The 22,059-nt window shown below is 75.2% G+C and carries 17 protein-coding genes, 3 tRNA genes and 1 pseudogene; 14 read left to right on the top strand and 7 right to left on the bottom strand.

What is annotated here, in order from left to right; translation table 11 throughout:
• Complete coding sequence (locus IF30_RS43705) at positions 1–864, bottom strand: GNAT family N-acetyltransferase (RefSeq protein ID WP_051710469.1); 864 nt, start codon at positions 862–864, stop codon at positions 1–3.
• Between the two features lie 956 nt (positions 865–1,820).
• Between IF30_RS43705 and IF30_RS46755 the strand changes: the two are divergent.
• From IF30_RS46755 to IF30_RS0117290, 5 genes and pseudogenes are all read left to right on the top strand, one after another.
• Positions 1,821–3,002 (top strand): annotated as a pseudogene (locus IF30_RS46755) (helix-turn-helix domain-containing protein); the annotation flags it as partial.
• Between the two features lie 692 nt (positions 3,003–3,694).
• Positions 3,695–4,297, top strand: coding sequence for an oligoribonuclease (orn, locus tag IF30_RS0117275; RefSeq protein ID WP_030238669.1), 603 nt, complete (start codon positions 3,695–3,697; stop codon positions 4,295–4,297).
• Positions 4,298–4,494: 197 nt separating this feature from the next.
• Positions 4,495–4,570 (top strand) — tRNA-His (locus tag IF30_RS0117280).
• Positions 4,571–4,702: 132 nt separating this feature from the next.
• A complete protein-coding gene (locus tag IF30_RS0117285) occupies positions 4,703–5,149 on the top strand; it encodes a DUF4442 domain-containing protein (protein WP_030238674.1) in 447 nt (148 codons plus the stop codon).
• Between the two features lie 109 nt (positions 5,150–5,258).
• Entirely contained in the window at positions 5,259–6,200 is a 942-nt protein-coding gene (locus IF30_RS0117290; RefSeq protein ID WP_030238677.1) for a hypothetical protein, read from the top strand.
• Between the two features lie 182 nt (positions 6,201–6,382).
• Here the strand turns inward: IF30_RS0117290 and IF30_RS0117295 are convergent, their stop codons facing one another.
• Both IF30_RS0117295 and IF30_RS48685 read right to left on the bottom strand, forming a co-directional pair.
• Positions 6,383–7,300, bottom strand: coding sequence for a spermidine synthase (locus IF30_RS0117295; protein ID WP_078891453.1), 918 nt, complete (start codon positions 7,298–7,300; stop codon positions 6,383–6,385).
• Between the two features lie 195 nt (positions 7,301–7,495).
• Positions 7,496–8,008, bottom strand: a complete 513-nt coding sequence (locus IF30_RS48685) for a hypothetical protein (protein WP_051710472.1) — start codon at positions 8,006–8,008, stop codon at positions 7,496–7,498.
• Between the two features lie 259 nt (positions 8,009–8,267).
• Here IF30_RS48685 and IF30_RS0117310 point away from each other — a divergent pair, with 259 nt between their 5' ends.
• Positions 8,268–9,887, top strand: coding sequence for a hypothetical protein (locus IF30_RS0117310; protein WP_030238686.1), 1,620 nt, complete (start codon positions 8,268–8,270; stop codon positions 9,885–9,887).
• A gap of 86 nt (positions 9,888–9,973) precedes the next feature.
• Here IF30_RS0117310 and IF30_RS0117315 read toward each other — a convergent pair whose 3' ends face one another.
• Positions 9,974–10,630 carry a histidine phosphatase family protein gene (locus IF30_RS0117315; protein ID WP_030238689.1) on the bottom strand — a complete coding sequence of 219 codons (657 nt, stop codon included), beginning with the start codon at positions 10,628–10,630 and terminating at the stop codon, positions 9,974–9,976.
• Between the two features lie 319 nt (positions 10,631–10,949).
• On the opposite strand from IF30_RS0117315, the gene IF30_RS0117320 reads away from it, so the two are divergent.
• The 3 genes from IF30_RS0117320 to IF30_RS0117330 are packed head-to-tail and all read left to right on the top strand — an operon-like array spanning position 10,950 to position 15,285.
• On the top strand, positions 10,950–12,266 hold the full coding sequence (locus tag IF30_RS0117320) for a hypothetical protein (protein ID WP_037900278.1): 1,317 nt from the start codon (positions 10,950–10,952) through the stop codon (positions 12,264–12,266).
• Positions 12,263–13,888, top strand: a complete 1,626-nt coding sequence (locus IF30_RS0117325) for a membrane protein (protein WP_030238694.1) — start codon at positions 12,263–12,265, stop codon at positions 13,886–13,888. The genes IF30_RS0117320 and IF30_RS0117325 overlap by 4 nt, the downstream gene beginning before the upstream one ends.
• Entirely contained in the window at positions 13,888–15,285 is a 1,398-nt protein-coding gene (locus IF30_RS0117330; RefSeq protein ID WP_107054423.1) for an AAA domain-containing protein, read from the top strand. The genes IF30_RS0117325 and IF30_RS0117330 overlap by 1 nt, the downstream gene beginning before the upstream one ends.
• A gap of 4 nt (positions 15,286–15,289) precedes the next feature.
• Here IF30_RS0117330 and IF30_RS0117335 read toward each other — a convergent pair whose 3' ends face one another.
• On the bottom strand, positions 15,290–15,595 hold the full coding sequence (locus IF30_RS0117335; protein WP_030238698.1) for a hypothetical protein: 306 nt from the start codon (positions 15,593–15,595) through the stop codon (positions 15,290–15,292).
• 247 nt (positions 15,596–15,842) lie between these two features.
• Between IF30_RS0117335 and IF30_RS0117340 the strand changes: the two genes are divergently transcribed.
• The 3 genes from IF30_RS0117340 (at position 15,843) to IF30_RS0117350 (ending at position 17,053) form a co-directional block, all read left to right on the top strand.
• Positions 15,843–16,199 (top strand): hypothetical protein, encoded by a 357-nt coding sequence (locus IF30_RS0117340; protein WP_030238699.1) that lies wholly within the window; start codon positions 15,843–15,845, stop codon positions 16,197–16,199.
• Positions 16,200–16,353: 154 nt separating this feature from the next.
• Complete coding sequence (locus IF30_RS0117345; RefSeq protein WP_030238701.1) at positions 16,354–16,911, top strand: bifunctional DNA primase/polymerase; 558 nt, start codon at positions 16,354–16,356, stop codon at positions 16,909–16,911.
• 68 nt (positions 16,912–16,979) lie between these two features.
• Positions 16,980–17,053 (top strand) — tRNA-Lys (locus IF30_RS0117350).
• Positions 17,054–17,193: 140 nt separating this feature from the next.
• On the opposite strand, the gene pgi is transcribed toward IF30_RS0117350, so the two are convergent.
• Both pgi and IF30_RS0117360 read right to left on the bottom strand, forming a co-directional pair.
• Positions 17,194–18,885, bottom strand: a complete 1,692-nt coding sequence (gene pgi / locus IF30_RS0117355) for a glucose-6-phosphate isomerase (protein ID WP_030238703.1) — start codon at positions 18,883–18,885, stop codon at positions 17,194–17,196.
• A 240-nt stretch (positions 18,886–19,125) separates the two neighbouring features.
• Entirely contained in the window at positions 19,126–20,709 is a 1,584-nt protein-coding gene (locus IF30_RS0117360) for a Na+/H+ antiporter (RefSeq protein WP_030238705.1), read from the bottom strand.
• Between the two features lie 237 nt (positions 20,710–20,946).
• Here IF30_RS0117360 and IF30_RS0117365 point away from each other — a divergent pair, with 237 nt between their 5' ends.
• Together IF30_RS0117365 and IF30_RS0117370 are read left to right on the top strand one after the other, a co-directional pair.
• Positions 20,947–21,855 carry an NADP-dependent oxidoreductase gene (locus IF30_RS0117365; protein ID WP_030238708.1) on the top strand — a complete coding sequence of 303 codons (909 nt, stop codon included), beginning with the start codon at positions 20,947–20,949 and terminating at the stop codon, positions 21,853–21,855.
• 80 nt (positions 21,856–21,935) lie between these two features.
• Positions 21,936–22,009: transfer RNA gene (locus IF30_RS0117370), tRNA-Lys, on the top strand.
• The last annotated feature ends 50 nt before the right edge of the window (positions 22,010–22,059 follow it).

A 22,059-nucleotide genomic window follows, 5' to 3' on the forward strand; every position in this document is an offset into this window, starting at 1 on the left:
TCAGCCGGCCGCCGAGGTGCGGCTCCACCAGCAGGTACGGGTCTGCTCGGTGAATCCGAGCTTGCGGTAGAGCGGTTCACCGACCGCGGTGGCGACCAGGGTGGCCGGGCGGTCCGGGTGCGCGTGGGTCAGCGCGGTCTGCAGGACGGCGCGGGCCACTCCCCGGCCGCGCCAGTCGGGCAGGGTCGCGACCCAGTACACCCCGGTGGCCCGGCCGTCGTCGTAGGTGAGGCAGCTGCCCGCCACGGCGCCGTCGACGCGGCCGAGCCACGCCCGCCAGCCGGGCTCGCCCAGCAGTCGCTCCGGGAGGGCGACGCCGCGGACCCAGGGCTGTCGGGCGGGCAGCGGGAAACCCTCCACGATCGCCCGTTCGACCTGCGCGAAGCTGTCGCCGTCCCGCGCCTCATCGACCGTCAGGGCGCCGCTCCTCCCATTTCCCCCGCTTCCACCGCTCCCCCCGTTCCCGTCGCTCCCGCCGCTCCCGTCGCTCCCGCGCGCTTCCGAGACGGTCGGCAGGCCGGTCGTCAAGCCTTCGATCCGGCCCGGATCCCGGACCATCACCGGCATGAGCGGCATCCGGGCGGCCCCGAAGCGGGTGAGGTCGAGCCCGCCGTAGGGGTCCTCCAGCGTGAAGCGTATGGTCGACCACTCGGCGAGCAGGTCGGCCAACTCCTGTTCCAGTCGGCCTGGTTCGGCGTAGGGGCGGGTCACCACGAACCGGTGCGCGTCGTCCGGGGTGCGGGCGCAGCGGACCGCCGTCAGGCCCGGTCCGGTGCGGAACTGCCAGTCGTGCGCCCGGGCTTGGGCGAGCCAGAAGGCGGCGGCGTTGTCGTTGGCCCGTTCGAGCCGGCTGTCGGTGTTCACGGCAGGACCGTAACCCGGGGCTCCGGATCCCGGTTCGGCCGCACCAGGCTTGGCCGGATGAAGCCTGGGAGGCGCACGGCGTGCCTCCGTGCGCCCTCTCGTGCACCGCCGATTTTCGGTCAATTTCGCGCCGATCTCTCCGCCTTGGGGAAATCCGCAGCCCAGACCTGTCGACCGGGCGCACGGGAGCCGGACGCCCCGGGAACGGCCCCTCGACAACCAGCCACCGTTGCCCCGGCCCTCTTCCCAGAAAGGTCGACGGGTGCCACGCTTCGTGATCGAATGCATCACGCCAAATTGCCATGTCGACATAGCGTCGGATGGTGAACTTGTCACAACGGCAATGGTCCACCCGATAGATTTCGATCTTGGCCAGCAGTGCCGCACCACCCACACCACACCACCGAGGGGGCTTGAGCGCCTTGAGCAGGGTGAGCAGGAGCGACGCGGGTCCTGACAGCGGCCAGGCGGTGGCCGGCACAGCGAGCCGGTCCGCGAGAAGCACTGGCACCTCCGCGATCGCCGCCACCCGCACCGTCGGCAGCCCCAGCAGCCCGGGCGCCGCAGCGCACTCCTCGCACCCCGCAGCGAACTCCCCGGCCGGCGGCCCCAACGGGGCCCCGGCCGGAGCCGAGCACGGCGCGGTGACACCGCAGGGAGGCCATCCCCAGGCGGGCGGACACCCCGTCAGCGGTGGGCAGTCGACCGGCGGGCCGCATGCCAGCCGAGGCCTCGTCAGCCAACCGTCGGCGTACGGCGGCGACTACCCCGGCTATTCCGGCTACTCGGGCCACCCCGCCCACTCGGCCCACTCCGCCCACCCCGGCGGCGGTCCCGGCCCGAACGGTGCCCAGGGAGCCGCCGGCGGCCCGCTCGGCGGCCTCGCGCTCGGCACCGCCACCGGCCACGCCCCGCTGGGCCACAGCGGGGCCGGGGCGAACGGCTCCTCGGCCCCGATGACGGCCGCCACCCCGCGGAAGCTGTCCGGCCGCCGCCGCCGGGAGACCGTCGCGGTGCTGATCTTCGGTGGCGCCCCGATCTTCGAGAGCTCGATCCCGCTCTCGGTCTTCGGCGTGGACCGCCAGGACGCCGGGGTGCCCCGCTACCGCCTGCTGGTCTGCGCCGGTGAGGAGGGTCCGCTGGCCACCACCGGTGGCCTGACCCTCTCCGCCCCGTACGGCCTGGAAGCCCTCGCCCGGGCCGGCACGATCGTCGTACCGGCCTGGCGTTCGATCTCCCAGCCCCCGCCGGTCGAGGCGATCACCGCCCTGCGCAAGGCCCACCACGAGGGCGCCCGGATCATCGGCCTGTGCACCGGCGCCTTCGTGCTGGCCGCCGCCGGCCTGCTCGACGGCCGCCCGGCGACCACCCACTGGATGTACGCGCCGACGCTGGCCAAGCGCTACCCGCGGGTCCACGTCGACCCGCGCGAGCTGTTCGTCGACGACGGCGACGTGCTCACCTCGGCCGGTACGGCCGCCGGTATCGACCTGTGCCTGCACGTGGTGCGCAGCGACCACGGTGCCGAGGCGGCCAACGCCCTGGCCCGCCGCCTGGTGGTGCCGAGCCGCCGCGGCGGCGGCGGGCAGGCCCAGTACATCGATCAGTCTTTACCGGAGGAGATCGGCAACGACCCGCTGGCCGAAGTGGTCACCTGGGCGCTGGAGAACCTCAACCAGCAGTTCGACGTCGAAGTGCTGGCGGCTCGCGCCTACATGAGCCGTCGCACCTTCGACCGGCGGTTCCGCACGCTCACCGGCAGTGCGCCGCTGCAGTGGCTGATCACCCAGCGGGTGCTCCAGGCCCAGCGGCTGCTGGAGACCTCGGAACTGTCGGTGGACGACGTCGCGCGCCGGTGCGGGTTCCGTTCGCCGGTGGCGCTGCGCGGGCACTTCCGCCGCCAGCTCGGGGTCTCCCCGGCCGCGTACCGGACCAGCTACCGGGCACGCCGCCCCGGACAGCAGCCGCCCACGGCGGCCGGCGTGCACGGCGGCGACCTGCGGCTGCCCGGGGCGCTGTCGCACGCGGCCGCAACGGCCGGGGCGCTGTACGGCGGCGGGGCTCACGGCGCTCAGTCGGCGCAGCCGTTTCCGGGTGGGCCGGGGGCACCGATGCCGGTGGGCTCCCACGGGCAGCCGGTGCCGCACGGGCAGTCGGTCGGCCACGGACAGCCGGGGGTGCACGGCCAGCCGGTCGGGTACGGCCAGGGCCAGGCCGGGACGCCGGGCGCCCAGGCCTTCCACGCCCGGGCCGGCCAGCCGTACCCCCACCAGCAGGCCGCGCAGCAACCGCACCCCGGGCAGCAGGGTGCGGGCGGGCGCGGTCCGGTGCGGCCCCCGGTGGTGCCGCCGCAGGCCGGTCCGGGCGCGGGGGCAGGACGGCCGCCGCGCACCGCCGAGCACGCGGCGGCCGAGGACGGGCTCCCCCAGCCGGGGGCACGCGGCCAAGGACAGGGGCACCGCAGCGTGGTCGAGCGGCCCGCGGAGGAGCCGGGTGCGGCCGGGCGCGGCCACGGCGCGTCCTCCGGGCGGATGCCGTCCCCCGCCGGGCAGCCGGCGGTCGGGCCGGACGGGCCCCGTGGCCGGCAGGCCCGGGTGCCGCAGGGTCGCCCCCAGGGCGGTCGGGCGGCGTCCGACGGCGCCCGGACGGCGCGCGAGACCCGGACCGGCCGGGACGGTCATCCGGTCCGCGCCGACCGGGAGGGCGAGCATCCGGACGGCCGCGGCACGCACGGCGGGGCGGAGGACCAGCAGGCCGATGCCGGCGCTGCGGCACCCCGCTCGGCTCCATCCGTCCCCGCGGCGCGTGATCGCGCCGTAGGGTGAGTTGCGTGAATGACCGTTTGGTATGGATCGACTGTGAAATGACCGGCCTCGACCTCGACCGGGACGCCCTGGTCGAGGTCGCGGTGCTGGTGACGGACTCCGAGTTGAACGTCCTCGGCGAGGGCGTCGACGTCATCGTCCGGCCGCCGGCGGAGGCGCTGGCGAACATGCCGGAGGTGGTGCGCGCGATGCACACCGCCTCGGGCCTGCTGGAGGAGCTGGAGCAGGGCGTGACCCTGGCCGAGGCCGAGGCGCGGGTGCTCGCGTACGTGCGCGAGCACGCACCGGAGGCCGGGAAGACGCCGCTGTGCGGCAACTCCGTGGCCACCGACCGCGGCTTCCTGGCCCGGGACATGCCGACCCTGGAGAAGCACCTGCACTACCGGATCGTGGACGTCTCCTCGATCAAGGAGCTGGCCCGCCGCTGGTACCCGAAGGCGTACTACAACAGCCCGCCGAAGGGCGGCAACCACCGGGCGCTCGCCGACATCCGGGAGAGCATCGACGAACTGCGGTACTACCGCGAGGCCGTGTTCGTCCCGCAGCCCGGCCCGGACGCCGAGACGGCGCGCGCCATCGCCGGGAAGTACCAGCCGCCGGCCGGCTGATCCCGGTTCCGACCGACCGGATCCGCCGCACCCGACCCCCTCCGGACGGGAACCCGCCCGACCGGAACCTCCCTACGGGGCCCGCGGGGGTGCCCGCGATCGCCGGAACGAAACCCTGGCGCGAGCACCCTCTCGGATCCTGTAGAGTTCTTCCTGTCGGAACGGGAACGCGAGAGCGGGAACGGACCGGACAGATGGTGGGTGTAGCTCAGTTGGTAGAGCACCTGGTTGTGGTCCAGGTGGCCGCGGGTTCGAGTCCCGTCACTCACCCCAGAGCCCGAGGGGCCGATCTCTTCAAGAGGTCGGCCCCTCGGGCGTTTTCGCGTTCCTTCAACTGCGCCCGGTGGCCCGGCTTTTCCGGTCGACCCCTGCCGCCGGAAGCTACCGGCTAGTAACATCGTCGCCATGACCACACCTACGATCGGCCAGATGCTCGACTCCACCGTGCCGATGGCGCGCACCCTGAAGCTCGAGTACCTGGAGACCACCCCGGAACGCGCCGTGCTCCGGCTGCCCGACCAGCCCGCGTACCACAACCACGTCGGCGGCCCGCACGCCGGCGCGATGTTCACGCTCGCCGAGTCCGCCAGCGGCTGCATCGTGCTCGCCGCCTTCGGCGACCAGCTGTCCCGGGCCGTGCCGCTGGCCGTGAACGCCGAGATCGCGTACAAGAAGCTGGCCATGGGCGAGGTCACCGCCACCGCGACGCTCGGCCGCCCGGCCGCCGAGGTCGTCGCCGAACTGGACGCGGGCGGCCGCCCCGAGTTCCCGGTCACCGTCGAGATCACCCGCGCCGACGGCGCCGTCACCGGTGTGATGACGGTCACCTGGACCCTGCGCCCCAACTCCTGACCACCGCACCGCCGGTGGCCCCGGGAACGTCGCCCCGGGGCCGCCCGCGCGATGACTGTCCGTGACGGCGGCCGTGACCTCACCGCCCGTCCGCTCGTTCTCAACTCACGTGCGAGCCAATCACGCGACCAAGCCCCAGGAACCCGTTCCCCGCGGCGACGCCGGAGCCAGACGCGGGATCGTCCGGTGGCTGCCCCGCCCCCGGACCGCCGCGGCCGGAGGGGCCCTGCTCGCACAACTCTGGGGCCTCGGCGCCACCGGTGCCTACGCGGCGGCCGCCGGCCCCCTACCGGAACCGGCCCAACCCGCCGTCCGCCGCGCGCTGCACGGCGCACCCGCGCTCGACGCACCGGCCCACGGCGCACCGGCCCTGGGCGGGCCCGCGCTCGACGGGCAGTCAGCCGAACGCCCCGTCGGGCGGGGGCAGTCGGCGCCCGCGACGCCCGACCGATCCCCCGCCCCAGTCCCCGCCCCGGGCCCGGCCCCCGCCGGAGAACCGACCGGCGCCGAACCCGCCACCACGGCCGCGACGGCCGCCGGAAGTGTCAACGGCACCCTGCAGGAGCGGATCCGGGCCGGCGGGCTGCCCCTGCCCGGTCAACGAGCGGCCGTCCCCGACGCCTTCGCGATCGCCTCCGGCCTCACCGACACCGTCCCCGCCCAGCCCCGGCCCGCCGAGACTCGCGCCTCCCGGGAGGGCCTGCCCGTCGGACTGCCCACCGCAGGGCGGGTGCACCCCGACACCGTCCGCTCCGCCGACGCGGGGCGGGCCGAACCCGCGGAGGCACCGCCGGTCCAGGAGGCGGCTTCCACGGCCGTCACGGCGGCCGGTCCCGACGCCGACCGCGCCGGGGTGGCGGTCGACCCTGCCATTCCGGCCGCACCCGGCGGCGGCACCCCGGAGACGCTCGCGGTCACGGACGCCGCGACGGTGACGCCCGTGACCGGCGGCCCCACCACCGCGACCGCCGTCCTCGCCCCCATCGCCGCCGGTCTGCTGCTCACCGGGGCGGCCATGTGCAAGCACCGCGGACTGCCGAGCGGGCACTGAGCGCTCGCCGCGCGGGCGCTGAGCGGGCACTGAGCAGGCGCTGCGCGCGCTGAGCCGGCGCGAGCGGGCCCGCCCGCCGTGCCGCCGCAGGCTCCTGCGGCCGGGGCGAACGGCAGCGGGCGCAGCCGGACCGGAGCACGGGCCGAGCGGCAGCCCTGGGGCCCGGCCCTCCGCGCGGGGTGTCAGCGGAAGACGCCCGGTGGCGGTTCCGGGGACGGCGCGGCCGTCGTGTCCGTCGCGGGGGCGGCTCCGGCGGCGAAGTCGGTGAGGGCGCGGCCGTGTTCGACCCGCGCGTGGGCCGGGTCGGAGGCGGCACGGCGGGTGAGGTCGGCGATCGGGAGGGGGGTGTGGGCGGCGGCGAGGACGAGGTTGCCGAAGCGCTTGCCGCGCAGGACGGCCGGGTCGGCGATCAGGCAGAGCTCCGGGAAGACCGCGCCGAGCGTGGCGACCTGGGAGCGGGCGAAGGGCAGCGCGGCGCCGTCGGCGATGTTGGCGGCGTACCAGCCGCCGGGGGCGAGGGCCCGGGCGGCGAGGGCGGTGAATTCGACGGTGGTGCAGTGGGCCGGGGTGCGGGCGCCGGAGAAGACGTCGGTGATGACCAGGTCGACGGTGCCCTCGGGGGTGCGTTCCAGGACGCTGCGCGCGTCCGCGCCGCGCACCTTGATCTGCCAGCTCCGGTCCAACGGCAGTTCGGTGCGGACGAGTTCGGTGAGGTCGGTGTCGATCTCGGCGACCTGCTGGCGGGAGCGCGGCCTGGTGGCGGCGACGTAGCGGGCCAGGGTCAGGGCGCCGCCGCCGAGGTGGAGGACGGTCAGCGGGCGGCCGGGCGGGGCGACGAGGTCGATCAGGTGGCCGAGCCTGCGCTGGTACTCGAAGCCGAGGTGGGTGGGGTCGGCGAGGTCGACGAGGGACTGCGGGGCGCCGTCGATCAACAGCGACCAGGCGGCGGGGCGGTCGCGGTCGGGCCGCAGTTCGGCCAGGCCGGAGCCGACGGGACGGCTGAGCGGGCCCTGGGCGTGGCTGCGTCCGCCCGGGCCGGTGGTGGCCGCCGTCTCGCCGACGCGGGCGGCCCTGCTGCTGCTTCGTCCCATGTCGGCCATTATCTCCGCCGCCCGCGAACACTTCTCCGCCGCCCGCGGACACTTCTCCGCCGCACGGGAGCGGGCCCCGCACCGACCGAGCCCTGGCGACCGCCGTGCGCCCCGAGAGTCGGGCGTGCCGAGGCGTGCCGGGTGGATCCGGCCGGCGGGACGAGCGGCGCTCGTGGGCCCGGCGGGATCCGCGCGGCACGCCCGCTAGAACGGGCCGAGGCCGCCCGCGGTGAGCGTGCAGGCGGCCTCGCAGAGGGCGGAGCGGAGCACCCAGGCGTCCGTGGGGCGGGCGGTGCGGTCGGCGCCGGTGGGCGGGATCACCCAGCGCGGGTCGGTGGCGGCCGGGACGAGGGCGCCCGCCGTACAGGAGCTGCCGGGCAGGTGCCAGGTCTCCCAGGTGCCGGCGGGGACGAGGAAGGAGACGGTGCTGCCGTTGCGGCTCTGCAGCACGGCTCCGCAGGCGCGGCGCAGTCTGAGGATGTCGACGGCTTCCAGGCCGTGCCGCAGGGCGACCGTCACGGTGTCGCGCGTGGTGACGAGAGTGCCCTCGTGCGCGGGGTGTTCGCGTCGGGGGCCGCCGCAGGGGGCGCGGCCGCCTTCGACCGGGCCGCGGCCGGGGATCCGGTCGTCGGCCGGCTCGGGGAGCAGGGCGGGGACCGCCCTGGCGAGCACACCCCCGGCGACGGGTCGGTGCTGCGGCAGTCCGGTGACCATCATGGGCCCTCCTGTACCTCGTCGGATCGGGAAGCACAGCCGCCCGGGGGGCCACCGGGCTGGGACGGGCCGGGGCGACGGCGTGGGCTTCCACGTATCAGGACAACGCCGCGGACGCATCCCGGGCCACGGGGCGCCTTACAGCAAGGCATGGCATTTCATGGCAGATTCCCCGCAACATGGACCGCTTTGGCCAGGATTGTCAGCAGATATCCCACGAACCCCACGTGACCGCCCGGTGACTCCGAGTACTCTCGGCGCCATGGCAGCCACCCCACCGGCCGAGCCGAACCGACCGTCCCCCAACACCGTGATGCGCGCGCTGCGCGGCGACCGCTCGCCCGGCGAGTTCGCCATGGCGGTGCGCCGGGCCGCCCGGGAGATCGGCGAGCACGTGTCCTGCGACGCCCGCTACGTCGGCCGGGTCGAGTCCGGTGAGATCCGTTGCCCCAACTACGCCTACGAGCGGGTGTTCCGGCACATGTGGCCGGGTCGCACGCTCACCGACCTCGGCTTCGCTCCCCGGACCTCCGTCCGCCGTCGTTCGACGGACGGCGGCGGACGGGCCGCGACGCCTCCGCCCCACCCTCCGTTCCCGCCCCTGCCCGCCCCGCGCTCACCACTCTCCACCCAACTCCCGTACGCTGCCTCGCCGTACGCGGATCCATCCGTTCCGGACGGGCCGCCGTGGCCGGGCCCCGGCGCGGCGCCCAGGGGGCCCGATGGATCGCCCAATCTCGACGAGGAGAACGACGACGTGCGTCGCCGTACGTTCCTGGCCGGCGGCACCACCGCGCTGGCCACCGTGATCGGCATCGACCGACCGGCATCGGCCGCCGGTCGACGGGCCGGTACCCACGGCGCCTCCGGTGCTTCCGCCGGCCAAGGTGCTTTCCCCGGTGCGAAGTTCACCGCACCGTCGCTGTTCGCCCCCGACCAGGTGGTGCCCGGTCGCCCCGGGCCCGTGCCGCCACTGCGCAAGGTCGGCACCGCCGAGGTGCTGGGCGTCGAACAGGCCGTACGGGAGATCCGGTTGGCCGACGACGCGCACGGCGCCGACGCCCTGTACGAACTCGCCGGCCAGTCGCTGCGCAACGCGTACGTGCTGCTCAACGAGGGCGAGTACAGCGCCGAGACGGAGCGCCGGCTCCAGGCCGGGGCCGGCGAACTCGCCATCTCGGTGGGCTGGTTGGCGCACGACTCGAACCGGCTGGCGGACGCCCGCTCGTTCTACGCCGAGGCGCTGGCCACCGCCCGGATGGCCGGGGACTCCGGGCTGGAGGCGCACGTCTTCTGCAACAGCGCGTTCCTCGCCCGGGACGCCGGCCGCCCGCGCGAGGCACTGCGCGCCGCCCAGGCCGGGCAGGTCGCCGCCCGGGGCCTGGGCTCCCACCGGCTGCTCGCGCTGCTGGCCATGCGCGAAGCCGGCGCCTGGGCCCTGCTGCAGGACCGCACCTCCTGCGAACGCGCGCTCGGCCGGGCCTACTCGCTGTTCGGCCGCGGCCCCGCCGAGGGCGATCCGGAATGGATGTCCTTCTTCGGCGAGGCCGAAATCGCCGGCCTCCAGTCGCAGTGCTGGTCCGCGTTGGGCGACTGGGACCGCGCCAGCGAGCAGGCCGGGCTGGCCATAGCGCTGCAGGAACCGCACTTCGTCCGCAACCGGGTGCTGTACACCGCCGAGCTGGCCCACGACCGGCTCGGCCGGGGGGACCTGGCCGGCGCGGCGCACCACGGCTCGTCCGCCGTCGCGCTGTTCGGTGACGTCCGCTCGGCCCGGATCCGGAGCATGCTGGCGGACACCGCCGGACGGCTGCGCCCGCACGCCGCGGTGCCCGAGGTTCGCCGGTTCCTGTCCGAGTACGACCGGGCGGCCGCCGCGTAGGGACCTCGTCGGCCCCCGAGCGACGGCCGCCCGTACGGTGCGTGCGCGGCCCGGCTCCGTCACCGCCTGGCGCTCGTGCCCGGCGGTCAGTGCCCGGCGGTCAGGCCCTCAAGGTGGGAGAGGTCGTTCCAGACCTCCACGGCCGGGGCGCCGTACTCCCAGGACAGCACGCACAGCGCGGCCGTGCCGAGCTTGAACCGCTGGGCGTACTCGGGCGGCAGGCCCAGCCAGCGGGCGGTCAGGATGCGCAGCAGGTGGCCGTGCGCGAACAGGAGGACGTCCCGGTCGGCGCAGTGCATCACGGTGGTGTCCGGATCCGGGACGCCGTGCTCCTGGTGGAGGCCGGCGAGGAAGGCGTCCACCCGGGCGGCGACCTCGGAGAGCTTCTCGCCCCCGGGCACCCCGTCCCGCCAGATCAGCCAGCCGGGGTGGTCGGTGGCCCGGATGTCCGCGCCGGTGCGGCCCTCGTAGCTGCCGTAGTCCCACTCCATCAGCTCCGGGCGCTCCACCGCGCGGTCGCCGAAGCCGGCCAGCGCGCAGGTCTCCTTGGCGCGGCCCAGCGGACTGGTGTAGACGAGCGCGTCCGGCAGCCCGTTCCAGGGCGCCTTGGCGAGGCGGGCGCCGAGGGCCCGGGCCATCGCGCGGCCCTCCTCGGTCAGCGGGATGTCGGTGCGGCCGGTGTGGCGGCCGGTGGCGGACCACTCGGTCTCGCCGTGGCGGACCAGCACGATTCGGGCGGGCATGGAGGGCTCCTCGCAGCGGGGCGGTGGCAACGGTCGGTCTCGCCATCGAGCACCGGGTTCCATGATCCCCCACCCGGGCGGCGGACACGATCGCGGGCCGGTACCGACGGCCGGCGACGCCGACAGCCCCCGACCGACCGCCCGCGCTCACCTCCCACGCCGACCGCCCGCGTTCACCGCCCGCGCGGCGCCCGTTCCGGCCGGCGACGCCGTGCTCCGGCGTCCGGTCCGCACCGCGTCGTCGGACCCGGTCCGCACCGCGTCGTCGGACCCGGTACGCACCGAGTTGTCGGACCCGGATGCGACACTGGGCCGCACCATGAACGTCTCGACGAACGTCCCGCCCAGCGGGCCCGCTGAGCCGCTCGCCCAGCGGCTCGCCGAGCTGCGCGGACCGGCCCCCCAGCGCACTCTGAACGCCCGCTCCCTCGCCGCGCTCGCCGCCAATCCGGGCTGCCACCGCCGTGCCGTGCTCGACGCCGCCGGGGTGGACAAGTCGGTGCTGGCCGCCCGGCTCGGCCGGCCCGCCCCCTTCGGCCAGTCCCCGTTCGCGATCGCCCGCGGCGTGATCTTCGAGTCCCGGCTGAAGGCGGACGGCTACGCCCCGCTGCTGGAGCCGCTGCGCCGCCACCTCGGTGTCCCCGCGGACGGCCACGTCCCGCTGCAGGTGCCGGACCTGCTGCAGCGCTCCGGCCCGGCCGTCCGCGCGGACCGGACGATCGAGGCGCTGGGCCGGGCCGCCGCCGACCCCGAGGCCTGGACGCTGCTGGACCACCCGATGCTGCGCCTGGACGTGGCCGGCAGCACCGCCTACCTGGAGCCGGACGCACTCGTGGTCCACGGCGGGCGGTGCACGGTCGTCGAGATCAAGTCCTTCCCGGTGCTCGACGGCAGCGCGGACCCGGCGAAGGTCGGCGCCGCCGCCCGCCAGGCCGCCGTGTACGTGCTGGCGCTCCAGCACGCCGCCGCGGCGGCGGCCGGGCAGCCGCTCGCCGACGACCCGTACACCGAGCAGCGGCTGCCGGGCAGCCCCCGCACGAGCGTGCTGCTGGTCTGCCCGAAGGACTTCGGCAACCGGCCGACGGCGGTCGCCGTGGACGTCCGCCGGGAGCTGGCCACCACCCGCCGACAGCTGACCCGGATGACCGGCATCGACCGGTTGCTGGGCGCGCTGCCGCCCGGCGCGGACTTCGACCTGGCGGCCGACGAGGACGGCGCGCCGGCCCGGAGCACCGAGGAGCTGGCCGCCTCGGTCGAGGCGGTGCCCGCCGCGTACAGCCCGGACTGCCTGTCCGCCTGCGAGCTCGGCTTCCACTGCCGGGCCGAGGCCCGCTGCGGCGACCGGGTCGAGCAGCTCGGCCGGGGCGTGCGCGGCGAGCTGGGCAGCATCCGCACGGTGGCCGGGGCGTTGGCCGCCGCCTCGGGGGGCGCTGCCGGAACGGCCTGCGGCACCGGGGCCGCCCGTGACACAAGGACGGACGACCCCGACTCCCCACACTCCCCGGACGACCCGGACGACCCGGACGACCCGGACGACCCGGACGACCCGGACGACGCGGACGACGCGGACGACGCGGCCGAGCGTCTGGCCTACGCGGCCGCCCTTCGCGCGGAGGCCCTGGGGATCCGCGCATGAGCCTCCTCACCACCCTGGCCCGGCTGGAGGCCGTCCGCAGCGGCCGGGCCGAGCCGCTGGCCACCGTGCGGCACCGGCACCTGTCCGACCGCCCGATGGTGCTGGTCCCGCTGACCGCGGCCGGCGAGTCCGGGGCGCCGCTGGCGGTGATGCTGGGCACCGACCGGAACGCACCCCGGCTGCACCTGGTGCCGCAGCCGCTCAACCGCACCCTGCGGTTCGACTTCCTCGCCGAGCTGGCCGCCGACCTGCTGCCCTACCTGGAGTCCTTCGCCGACGACGTCGAGCAGATCGAGGGCTCCGAGAAGGACCCGGAGACCGGTGAGAAGACCCAGGTGTTCCGGGAGTTGTGCGCGGACGCCCCGCAGCTGATCGTGCCGAACGGCGCGGGCATCCACCACCTCGCCCTGATCGGCCGCTCGACCCGCTTCCGCCGCACCGTCGAGGACGACGAGCCGGGCCCCTACCCGGCGCCGGTCCGGGTGCCGCTGCTGGGCCGCTGGCTGACCCACCTCACCGACCGCGCCCAGGTGCCCGGCTCCAGCCTGCTGCTGCCGATGACCGGCCTGCTGGCGCGGCACTGGGCGACCGGCCAGAGCCACCTGGAGGACCAGCACCTGGCCGCCCGGCTCGCCTGGCACGACCCGCCGGCCGGCCTGACCGGCGCGCAGGCGGCCGAACTGGCCGAGTCCGCCCGGGACGAGCAGGGCCGGCTGCTGCACCCGCCGGCCGGCCCGGCCACCGACCCCCGCTTCGACGAGGCCGTGCTCGCCCCGGCGATCACCCGCTACGACGCCGCGGTGAGCGCCCTGCAGCACAGCACCGAGCAGCGCGACGAGGCCGCCGCCCAACGCGCCAGGGCCGCCGTGCGGGCCGCGGTCGGGCAGTTGGAGGAGGTGCTGACGGCGGTCCTGCTGCCCACCTGGCGGGACGTCTGGCGGGGTCTGGACCTGCTGCGGACCCTGCCGCCGGCCGGCCACCTGGCGGAGCGCTGGACGGCCGACCGCTGGTCCTACACCGGCCACCGGGACCGCCTGGCGGCCGGCGAGCCGCCGCAGCCCCGGCAGGACGACGCCGTCACCGCCGCCCGCAAGCTCGCCCAGCGCGAGCGCGAACAGGCCCGGTTGGACGTCCAGGAGGCGCTGGACGACCCGCTGGCGATGGCCGAACACCGGCTGGCCGGCGAGGCGTTCAGCGGCGTGGTGACCGAGGTGGTGCCGGCCTGGGACACCACCGGCCGCTCCCCCAAGCCCCGCCCGCTGGTCACCCTGCGCACCGCCGACCGCCCGCACGCGGATCCCGGCCGGGAGGTGCACCGGGTGTGGGGGCCTCCTCGGCCGGAGGGCGGCGGAGCGCCGGCCGCGCAGAAGGCCGAGGTCGTCGCGGTCGACGCGGCCGGGGGCACGATCACGCTGCGGGTGCTGTCCGGCATGGGCCGCAGGAAGGAGCCGGAGCCGGGCAGTCTGCCGGAGCCCGGCGAGCAGGTCACCTTCACCCTCTTCGAGTTGACCGTCCGCCAGTCCGCGCCGCTCCCCGAGCCGGACGACACCCCCTGGACGCACGGCGGCCCGCCAGGCGCCGCGCCCGTCCCCGTCCCGTCCGCCTCAGAGGAGTGGGAGTGATGGCCGCCTCGATCCCCGAGCAGACCCCCTCGCAGGCCCCTTCGCGGCCCTCCGAGCCGGCCCCGGGGGCCGCCGCCGACGCGGCGGTGGCCGCGATCCTCGCGGCGACCGTCCACCCGCCCGTCGGCGCCCCGCGCGGCGTGGTGGTGGACTCCCCGCCCGGCGCCGGGAAGTCGACGCTCGTGGTGCGGGCCGCCCGCGAGCTGGTCGGGGCCGGCGAGCGGCTGATGATCGTCGCCCAGACCAACGGCCAGGTGGACGACCTGGTCGGCCGGCTCGCCGAGAAGGCGCCGGAGCTGACGATCGGCCGGCTGCACGCCGCGGACTCCCGGCCCGGGCCGGAGGTGCTGAAGCACGCCAACGTCACGCCTTCCGACAAGGTCGCCGACCTGGTCGAGCACGACGTGGTGATCTCCACCTCGGCCAAGTGGCAGTGGGTGCGGGCGGAGGCGCCGTGGCGGCACGCGATCGTCGACGAGGCGTACCAGATGCGGTCCGACGCCCTGCTCGCGGTGGCCCGACTGTTCGAGCGGGCCCTGTTCGTCGGGGATCCCGGGCAACTGGACCCGTTCACCGTCGTCGGCACCGAGCAGTGGGCGGGCCTGTCGTACGACCCGTCCGGCAGCGCCGTGGTGACGATGCTGGCGCACAACCCGCAGATCGAGCCGCACCGGCTGCCGGTCTCCTGGCGGCTGCCCGCCAGCGCGGCACCGCTGATCTCGCGGGCCTTCTACCCGTACACCCCGTTCCGTTCCGGCACCGGCCCGGACGACCGTCGGCTGACCGCCGCCGTCCGCCCCGACGGCTCGGCACTGGACGCCGTGATCGACCGGGCCGCCGAGCACGGTTGGGCGCTGCTGGAGCTGCCCGCCCGGCACACCGTACGGACCGATCCGCAGGCCGTGGCGGCGGTCGCGGCCACCGTCCGCCGCCTGCTGGAGCGCGGCGTGACGGCGCACTCCGAGCAGGGTGAGGCGCCGCTGACCGCCGACCGGATCGCCGTCGGCACCGCGCACCGCGACCAGGCGGCGGCGGTGCGCGCGGCGCTGCTCCGGGTCGGCGTCCCGGTGGACGGCGCCGCCGGGCCGGCCGTCACCGTGGACACCGCCAACCGGCTGCAGGGCCGGGAGTACGACGTCACCGTGGTGCTGCACCCGCTCTCCGGCCGCCCCGACGCGACCGCCTTCCACCTGGAGACCGGTCGGCTCTGTGTGCTCGCCTCCCGCCACCGGCACGCCTGCATCGTGGTGGCCCGGGCCGGGATCGCCGAGCTGCTCGACGAGCACCCCTCCACCGAGCCGGTGCAGTTGGGCGTCCCGGTGGCCTTCCCGGACGGCTGGGAGGCCAACCACCAGGTGTTGCACCACCTGGGCGGCCACCGGGTCCGCCTGCGTTAGCGGGTCACTCGGTCTCGCAGACGGCGAAGGCCTTGATGGGGGTGTGGTCGGCCTGGGCGAACCAGGTGGTCGCGTCCTGGGACGGGCCGTTGTAGACGACGGCGTCGCTCGCCCCGGCCGGGAGCTGGTACCCGCCGCCGGTCAGGTGGGTGCCGCTCGGGCAGGTCGCCCGCGACGGGGCGCCCGGGGCGCTCGGCGCGCCCTGCACCACCACCGCGGACTCGGCGGCGACGGCCGGCGGCGCGGCGGCCAGGGCGAGGGCGGGGAGGGTCAGCAGGACACCGGTGGACAGGGCCTTCCGCACGGACACGGGGATTCTCCTTGGTGGGACGAGTGGAACGGCTGGACACCGGATCAACCGGTTCGCATGCGATCCGGTCACTCGGCTGATGGGCGGCGCCCGAAGCGCGCCCCCGGCGCACGCCGGGGAATAGCGCCCGCACGCGCACCGTTCCGCTACCGGCCGCCGCCGCGAGACAATGGACGACGGCCACACCCCGGGCGGCGCAGCCCGGAGCAGTTCTGCCCGCCCCATCGAGACCCGGAGGTGTCCGTCCATGCCCGACTCCCCTGCAGAGTCGACCGAGCCCACCAGGCGTCTGCGTCCGGTGCAGCTGCTGTTCGAGCCGCAGTCCGCCGAACCGGAGCCGGAACGGTTCTTCGACCTGGAGTCGATCGAGGACCCGGCGGAGCTGCTGCGCCGCTCCACCGAACTGGCCCTGGCCTTCCGGGCGGCCGCCGAGCGGGCCACGGACTTCCAGGCGGTCGCCGCCGCGCAGCTCGCCGACCCGCGCCGGTTCGACGCTCTGTCGGGTGCCGAGGTCGCCGTGCGGGCGGACTGGACCCCGGACTACGCCGCCAAGATGATCGAGTACGGTCGCACCCTGCTCCAGCCGCGCCGCCACGAGGACTGAGCGCCCGGCGGGCCGTCCGTCGGCGGTCCCGGCCACCCGTTCACTGGCCACTGGCATATGCGCGGCGGGGAAGGGTACGCCGTTCCCCGCCCCCCTGTCCGGCAAACGGTGCTTTCCGCCGCGCCCGGGGTGCGCACGGCGCACGCTGCTGTGCGTGGACATCTGGACGCATCAGTCGGTGGAGTACGTCAGCGCGGCCGGGGAGGCCTGGCTCGCCTCCGCCAGCGAGTACCCGCACAGCATGCGCGCCCTCTGGGAGACCCGCCCGTGGGCGCCGTCGGTGCTGCCCTGCGGGCGCGCCTTCGACGTGATCAGCCTGCCGGCGCTGTTCGGCCGCCGGGTGCTGGACGAGCTGTGGGCCTCCGGGCCGGGCTGCGGCCCGGTCGCCACCCACCGGGGGCGGACGCTGCTGTTCGTGCAGCCCGGTGCGGCGCCCCGGCTGCGCCGGCTGCTGGCCTGGGAGGAGTGGGCCCGGGACGTGCCGCCGCTGCTCTGCCACGGAAAGGGCGACGCGGTGACCGTGCCGCCGCTGCAGCGGATGGTGAACGGCCCGGATTCGCCCGGGCAGGGCGCGGGCCGCTGGATCGTCGCCCCTGAGGAGCGGGAGCCCTGGCTTCCCGGCGCCTCGGTGGTGCTGTGGGCGTGCGTCCGGGCGGCGCGGGAGCGGGGCGCGCCGGTCGCCGCGGCGGCCGCGGTCGTGACCGGCGGGTGAACGCGGGGCGACCGGCATTCGATTTTGGCTCGGCCGCGCGGCGCTGCTAGAGTCTTCTCTGTCAGCAGGCGCCGCTAGCTCAGTTGGTTAGAGCAGCTGACTCTTAATCAGCGGGTCCGGGGTTCGAGTCCCTGGCGGCGCACAGACAGTCGGAAGGCCCCTCGCGAAAGCGAGGGGCCTTCCGGCGTTTCCAGGCCGCGAGCCGGACCGGGGCCCGCCCGGGCCGTCCCGAGGCGGACCCGGAGCGGGACCGCCCGCCGGAGCGGACGGCCCCGCCGGGGTTCAGCGGCCGCGCAGTGCCCGGTAGCGGGCGACCAGCTCGGCGGTGGAACTGTCCAGCTGCTCCGCGCCCTCGCCGGTCAGCAGGACCGGCTCGATCCGCTTGGCGAGCACCTTGCCCAGCTCGACGCCCCACTGGTCGAAGGAGTCGATGTTCCAGATCGCGCCCTGGACGAACACCTTGTGCTCGTAGAGCGCGACCAGCTGGCCGAGCACCGAGGGGGTCAGCTCGCCGGCCAGGATGGTGGTGGTCGGGTGGTTGCCCTTGAAGGTCTTGTGCGGGACGAGTTCGGCCGGCACGCCCTCGGCGGCGACCTCCTCCGGGGTCTTGCCGAAGGCCAGCGCCTGGGTCTGGGCGAAGAAGTTGGCCAGCAGCAGGTCGTGCTGGGCGACCAGGCCCGGGAGCAGGTCGGCGACGGGCTTGGCGAAGCCGATGAAGTCGGCCGGGATCACCTTGGTGCCCTGGTGCAGCAGCTGGTAGTAGGCGTGCTGGCCGTTGGTGCCGGGCGTGCCCCAGACCACCGGGCCGGTCTGCCAGTCCACCGGGGTGCCGTCGCGGGTCACCGACTTGCCGTTGGACTCCATGTCCAGCTGCTGCAGGTAGGCGGTGAACTTGGACAGGTAGTGCGAGTACGGCAGCACTGCGTGCGCCTGGGCGTCGAAGAACGCGCCGTACCAGACGCCCAGCAGGCCGAGCAGCAGCGGGACGTTGCGCTCCGGCGGGGCGGTGCGGAAGTGCTCGTCGACCAGGTGGAAGCCGTCCAGCATCTCGCGGAAGGCGTCCGGGCCGATGGCGACCATCAGCGAGAGGCCGATCGCCGAGTCGTAGGAGTAGCGGCCGCCGACCCAGTCCCAGAACTCGAACATGTTGGCGGTGTCGATACCGAAGTCCTGCACGCCCTGCGCGTTGGTGGACAGCGCGACGAAGTGCTTGGCGACCGCCTCCTGGCCGGCGCCGAGGCCGCCGAGCAGCCAGTCCCGGGCGGAGACCGCGTTGGTGATGGTCTCGATGGTGGTGAAGGTCTTCGAGGCGACGATGAACAGGGTCTCGGTCGGGTCGAGGTCGCGGACGGCCTCGTGGAGGTCGGCGCCGTCGACGTTGGAGACGAAGCGGACGTCGAGGTCGCGCTTGGTGAACGAGCGGAGCACCTCGTGGGCCATCGCGGGGCCGAGGTCGGAGCCGCCGATGCCGATGTTGACGACGGCGCGGATCGGCTTGCCGGTGTGGCCCTTCCACTCGCCGCTGCGGACCCGTTCGGCGAAGCCGGCCATCTTGTCGAGGACGGCGTGCACGGCGGGCACCACGTTCTCGCCGTCGACCTCGATCACGGCGCCGCGCGGGGCCCGCAGAGCGGTGTGCAGGACGGCGCGGTGCTCGGTGATGTTGATCTTCTCGCCACGGAACATCGCGTCCCGCAGCTCGGCGACGCCGGTCGCGGCGGCGAGTTCGCGCAGCAGCTCCAGCGTCCCGTCGGTGACCAGGTGCTTGGCGTAGTCCACGTGCAGGTCGCCGACCTGGAGGGTGTAGCGGCGGCCGCGCTCCGGATCGGCGGCGAACAGCTCGCGCAGGTGGGTGTCGCCCAGTTCGGCCCGGTGCTTGGCCAGGGCGGCCCACTGCGGGGTGCGGTCGAGCGGGGTGCGGTCGAGCGGGGTGCGGTCGAGCGGGGTGCGGGCGTCGGCGCGGGTCTCCGACATCGGTGTGTCCTCGATTCATCTGGGTGCAGAAACCGGCAGGGCCAGGCGTGAGGGCCAGGCAGCAAAGGGCCTGCGCGAGGTCGTGCGGGTACTGGTGGTGCGCCGACTCCGTTGACGGCCTGCCCGGGTTCAGCCTATGCAACCCCGGGGGTGGTCGCGCACATTCCGCCCCGCCACGGCGGACGGGCCGTCACCTCGCGGTTTGCCGCTCCGCGTCACCCCGCGGTGCCCGCTCCGCCGTCATCTGCGCTCCGAGCGCAGGTCCAGCCCGCGCAGCACCCGGTCGACCAGCTCCGGGTCGGCGCCGGGCTCGCTGCGGGCGGCGAGCATCTCGCGGCGGGAGGCGGCGATCATCTCCTGCTCGACCTCCCGGGCGGCCCGCCACTGGGAGAGCCGCAGCTTGGCCTCGGCGGCCTCCTCCTCGGCGTAGTTCTCCGGGCAGAGCCGGGCCAGCCGGTCGTGCTGACGGTCCCGCAGGCGGTCGGCGACCTCGCCCGGGAGCCGGTCCTGCTCCTCCAGCTCGCCGAGCCGTCTGAGCCCGGCCTTGGCGGCCCGCCACCAGAGCTGACGGACGGCCTGCTCGTGCTTGTCCTGGTCGATGTCCAGTTCGAACCGCTTGGCCAGCCAGGGCAGGGTCAGGCCCTGCACCAGCAGCGTGAAGAGGACCACGCTGAAGGCGACGAAGACCAGCCGGCCGCGTTCGGGGAACTCGGCGCCGGAGTGCAGGGTGAGCGGGACGGCGAGGGCCAGGGCGACGGTGGCCACGCCCCGCATGCCGGACCACCAGAGGATCACGCTCTCCCTCCAGCTGAAGGGGGTGTCCTCGTCGTCGCCGCTGCGCAGCCTGCGCGAGAGCCAGCCGGCCGGCAGCAGCCACAGCAGCCGGACCAGCACGACGACGGCGATCACCACGGCGGCGTCGCCGATGAAGCCGGTCCAGCCGCGGCCGGCCTCCTTGAGCACGGTGGCCAGCTCCAGGCCGATCAGGCCGAAGGCGACTCCGGTGATCAGGATCTCGACCACCTCCCAGAAGGCGTTGCCCACCAGGCGGTAGGAGACCGCGTCGGCGTCGGAGGCCCGCTCGGCCAGGTAGAGCGCGCAGACCACGACGGCGAGCACGCCGGAGCCGTGGATCTCCTCGGCCAGGGTGTAGGCGGCGAAGGGCACCAGCAGGTTGAGGGCGACCTGCTGCGTCGGGTCGTCCAGGCGTTCGGAGAGCTTGGCGTTGATCCAGCCGAGCGCCACGCCGACGGCCACGGCCAGCACCGCGGACAGGACGAAGCGCAGCACCGCGTCGCCGACCGAGAAGTCGCCGCTGACCATGGCCTCGATCGCCAGCGAGTAGATGACGATCGCGGTGACGTCGTTGAACAGGCCCTCGCTCTCCAGGATCGCCACCAGGCGGCGGGGCAGTCCGATGCTGTCGGCCACCGCGACGGCGGCGACCGGGTCGGGCGGGGAGACCAGCGCGCCGACCGCGATGGCGGCAGCGAGGGGGAGGGCCGGCAGCAGCCAGTGCACGGTGGCGGCCACCGCGACGGTGGTGACCACGACCAGGGCGACGGCCAGCAGCAGGATCGAGCGGATGTTGGCCTTGAAGTACCGCACGGAGGAGCGCCGGGCGACGGCGAAGATCAGTGGCGGCAGGACCAGCGGGAGGATCAGCTCGGGCTCGATGGTGACGTCCGGGATCTGCGGGACGAGTGCCATGACGATGCCGAGCAGGGTCATCAGGACCGGTTGCGGCACACCGGTCTTGCGGCCGAGCGGCATGGTGACCACGGAGGCGAGCAGCACCAGGAAGAACAGGGGCAGCTGGCCCACGGGGGGTTCCTCTCGACGACGGACGGCCGAGCGCCGCCAGGATAAATCTGACAATGCGCCCATCAGTGGAGACTCGCCGCACAGGCGGGGTTGACCTCAAGTCCACTTCACGTTCGAGGATCAGGGCGGTCGAGCGGTCGAGCGGTCGAGCGGTCGAGCGGTCGAGCGGTCGAGCGGTCGAGCAACGGAATGGTCGAGCGGTCGAGCAGTGGAATGGTCGAGAGGGCGGGAGCAGACATGAAGGCGGTCACCGTGACGGAGTCCGGCGGTCCGGAGGTCCTGCGGGTCGTCGAGGTGCCCGATCCGGAGCCCGGCCCGGGCCAGGTGCGGGTGCGGGTGTACGCCGCCGGGGTGCAGCCGGTGGACCTCGCGATCCGGGAGGGGTTCCGGCCGCCGGGGGTGACGGCCGAGCCGCCGTTCGTCCTCGGCAACGAGTTCGCCGGGGTGGTGGAGCGGCTGGGGCCGGACAGCGGCCACTGGGCGGTCGGCGACGAGGTGCTGGGCTTCCGGCTGCTGCACAGCCAGGCCGAGCTGGTCACGGTGGACGCCGCCCAGTTGGTCGCCAAGCCGGCCGGGATGCCCTGGGAACAGGCCGGCTCGCTCTCCGCCTCCGGCCAGACCGCGCACGTCGCGCTCACCCTGCTCGGCGTCGGCCCCGGCGACACCGTGCTGGTGCACGGCGCCTCGGGCGGGGTCGGCACGGTGGCCGTCCAGCTGGCCCTTGCGTGGGGCGCCACCGCGGTCGGCACGGCGAGCGAACGCAACCACGCCTATCTGCGCGAGCTGGGCGCGGTGCCGGTCGCGTACGGGGAGGGCCTCGTCGAGCGGGTGCGGGCGGCGGCGCCCCAGGGCGTGACCGCGGCCTTCGACGCGGCCGGGCGGGGCGCGCTGGAGGCCTCGGTCGAGCTGGTGGCCGACCTGAACCGGATCGGCACCGTGGTCGACTACCCGGGTGCCCGGCGGCTGGGCGTCCGGCAGCTGCGGGCGCCGCGCACGGCCGAGCGGCTGGCCGAACTGGTCCGGCTCTGGGAGTCGGGCGGCCTTCGGCTGGAGGTCTCCGAGGCCCTACCGCTGGAGCGGGCCGCCGAGGCCCACCGGCTGGTCGGCACCGGGCACGTCCGGGGCAAGGTGGTGCTGACCATGTGATCCCCCGGGCCCCTCGGGCTCCCCTCCGGGCCGATTGTGTGTTCCGGCCGCTGACCAGGTAATGTTCTCCAGGTCAGCAGGCGCCGCTAGCTCAGTTGGTTAGAGCAGCTGACTCTTAATCAGCGGGTCCGGGGTTCGAGTCCCTGGCGGCGCACAGACAGCCGGAAGGCCCCTTGCGAAAGCGAGGGGCCTTCCGGCGTTTCG

Source organism: Streptomyces sp. NRRL S-350 (assembly GCF_000719705.1).
Taxonomy (GTDB): domain Bacteria; phylum Actinomycetota; class Actinomycetes; order Streptomycetales; family Streptomycetaceae; genus Kitasatospora.

Excerpts from the sequence above, each read along its gene's own strand:
- IF30_RS0117285 (WP_030238674.1), top strand. The coding sequence starts at position 4,703 with ATGACCACACCTACGATCGGCCAGATGCTCGACTCCACCGTGCCGATG.
- IF30_RS0117295 (WP_078891453.1), bottom strand. The coding sequence starts at position 7,300 with ATGGCCGACATGGGACGAAGCAGCAGCAGGGCCGCCCGCGTCGGCGAG.
- IF30_RS48685 (WP_051710472.1), bottom strand. The coding sequence starts at position 8,008 with ATGATGGTCACCGGACTGCCGCAGCACCGACCCGTCGCCGGGGGTGTG.
- IF30_RS0117310 (WP_030238686.1), top strand. The coding sequence starts at position 8,268 with ATGGCAGCCACCCCACCGGCCGAGCCGAACCGACCGTCCCCCAACACC.
- IF30_RS0117315 (WP_030238689.1), bottom strand. The coding sequence starts at position 10,630 with ATGCCCGCCCGAATCGTGCTGGTCCGCCACGGCGAGACCGAGTGGTCC.
- IF30_RS0117320 (WP_037900278.1), top strand. The coding sequence starts at position 10,950 with ATGAACGTCTCGACGAACGTCCCGCCCAGCGGGCCCGCTGAGCCGCTC.
- IF30_RS0117325 (WP_030238694.1), top strand. The coding sequence starts at position 12,263 with ATGAGCCTCCTCACCACCCTGGCCCGGCTGGAGGCCGTCCGCAGCGGC.
- IF30_RS0117330 (WP_107054423.1), top strand. The coding sequence starts at position 13,888 with ATGGCCGCCTCGATCCCCGAGCAGACCCCCTCGCAGGCCCCTTCGCGG.
- IF30_RS0117340 (WP_030238699.1), top strand. The coding sequence starts at position 15,843 with ATGCCCGACTCCCCTGCAGAGTCGACCGAGCCCACCAGGCGTCTGCGT.
- pgi (WP_030238703.1), bottom strand. The coding sequence starts at position 18,885 with ATGTCGGAGACCCGCGCCGACGCCCGCACCCCGCTCGACCGCACCCCG.
- IF30_RS0117365 (WP_030238708.1), top strand. The coding sequence starts at position 20,947 with ATGAAGGCGGTCACCGTGACGGAGTCCGGCGGTCCGGAGGTCCTGCGG.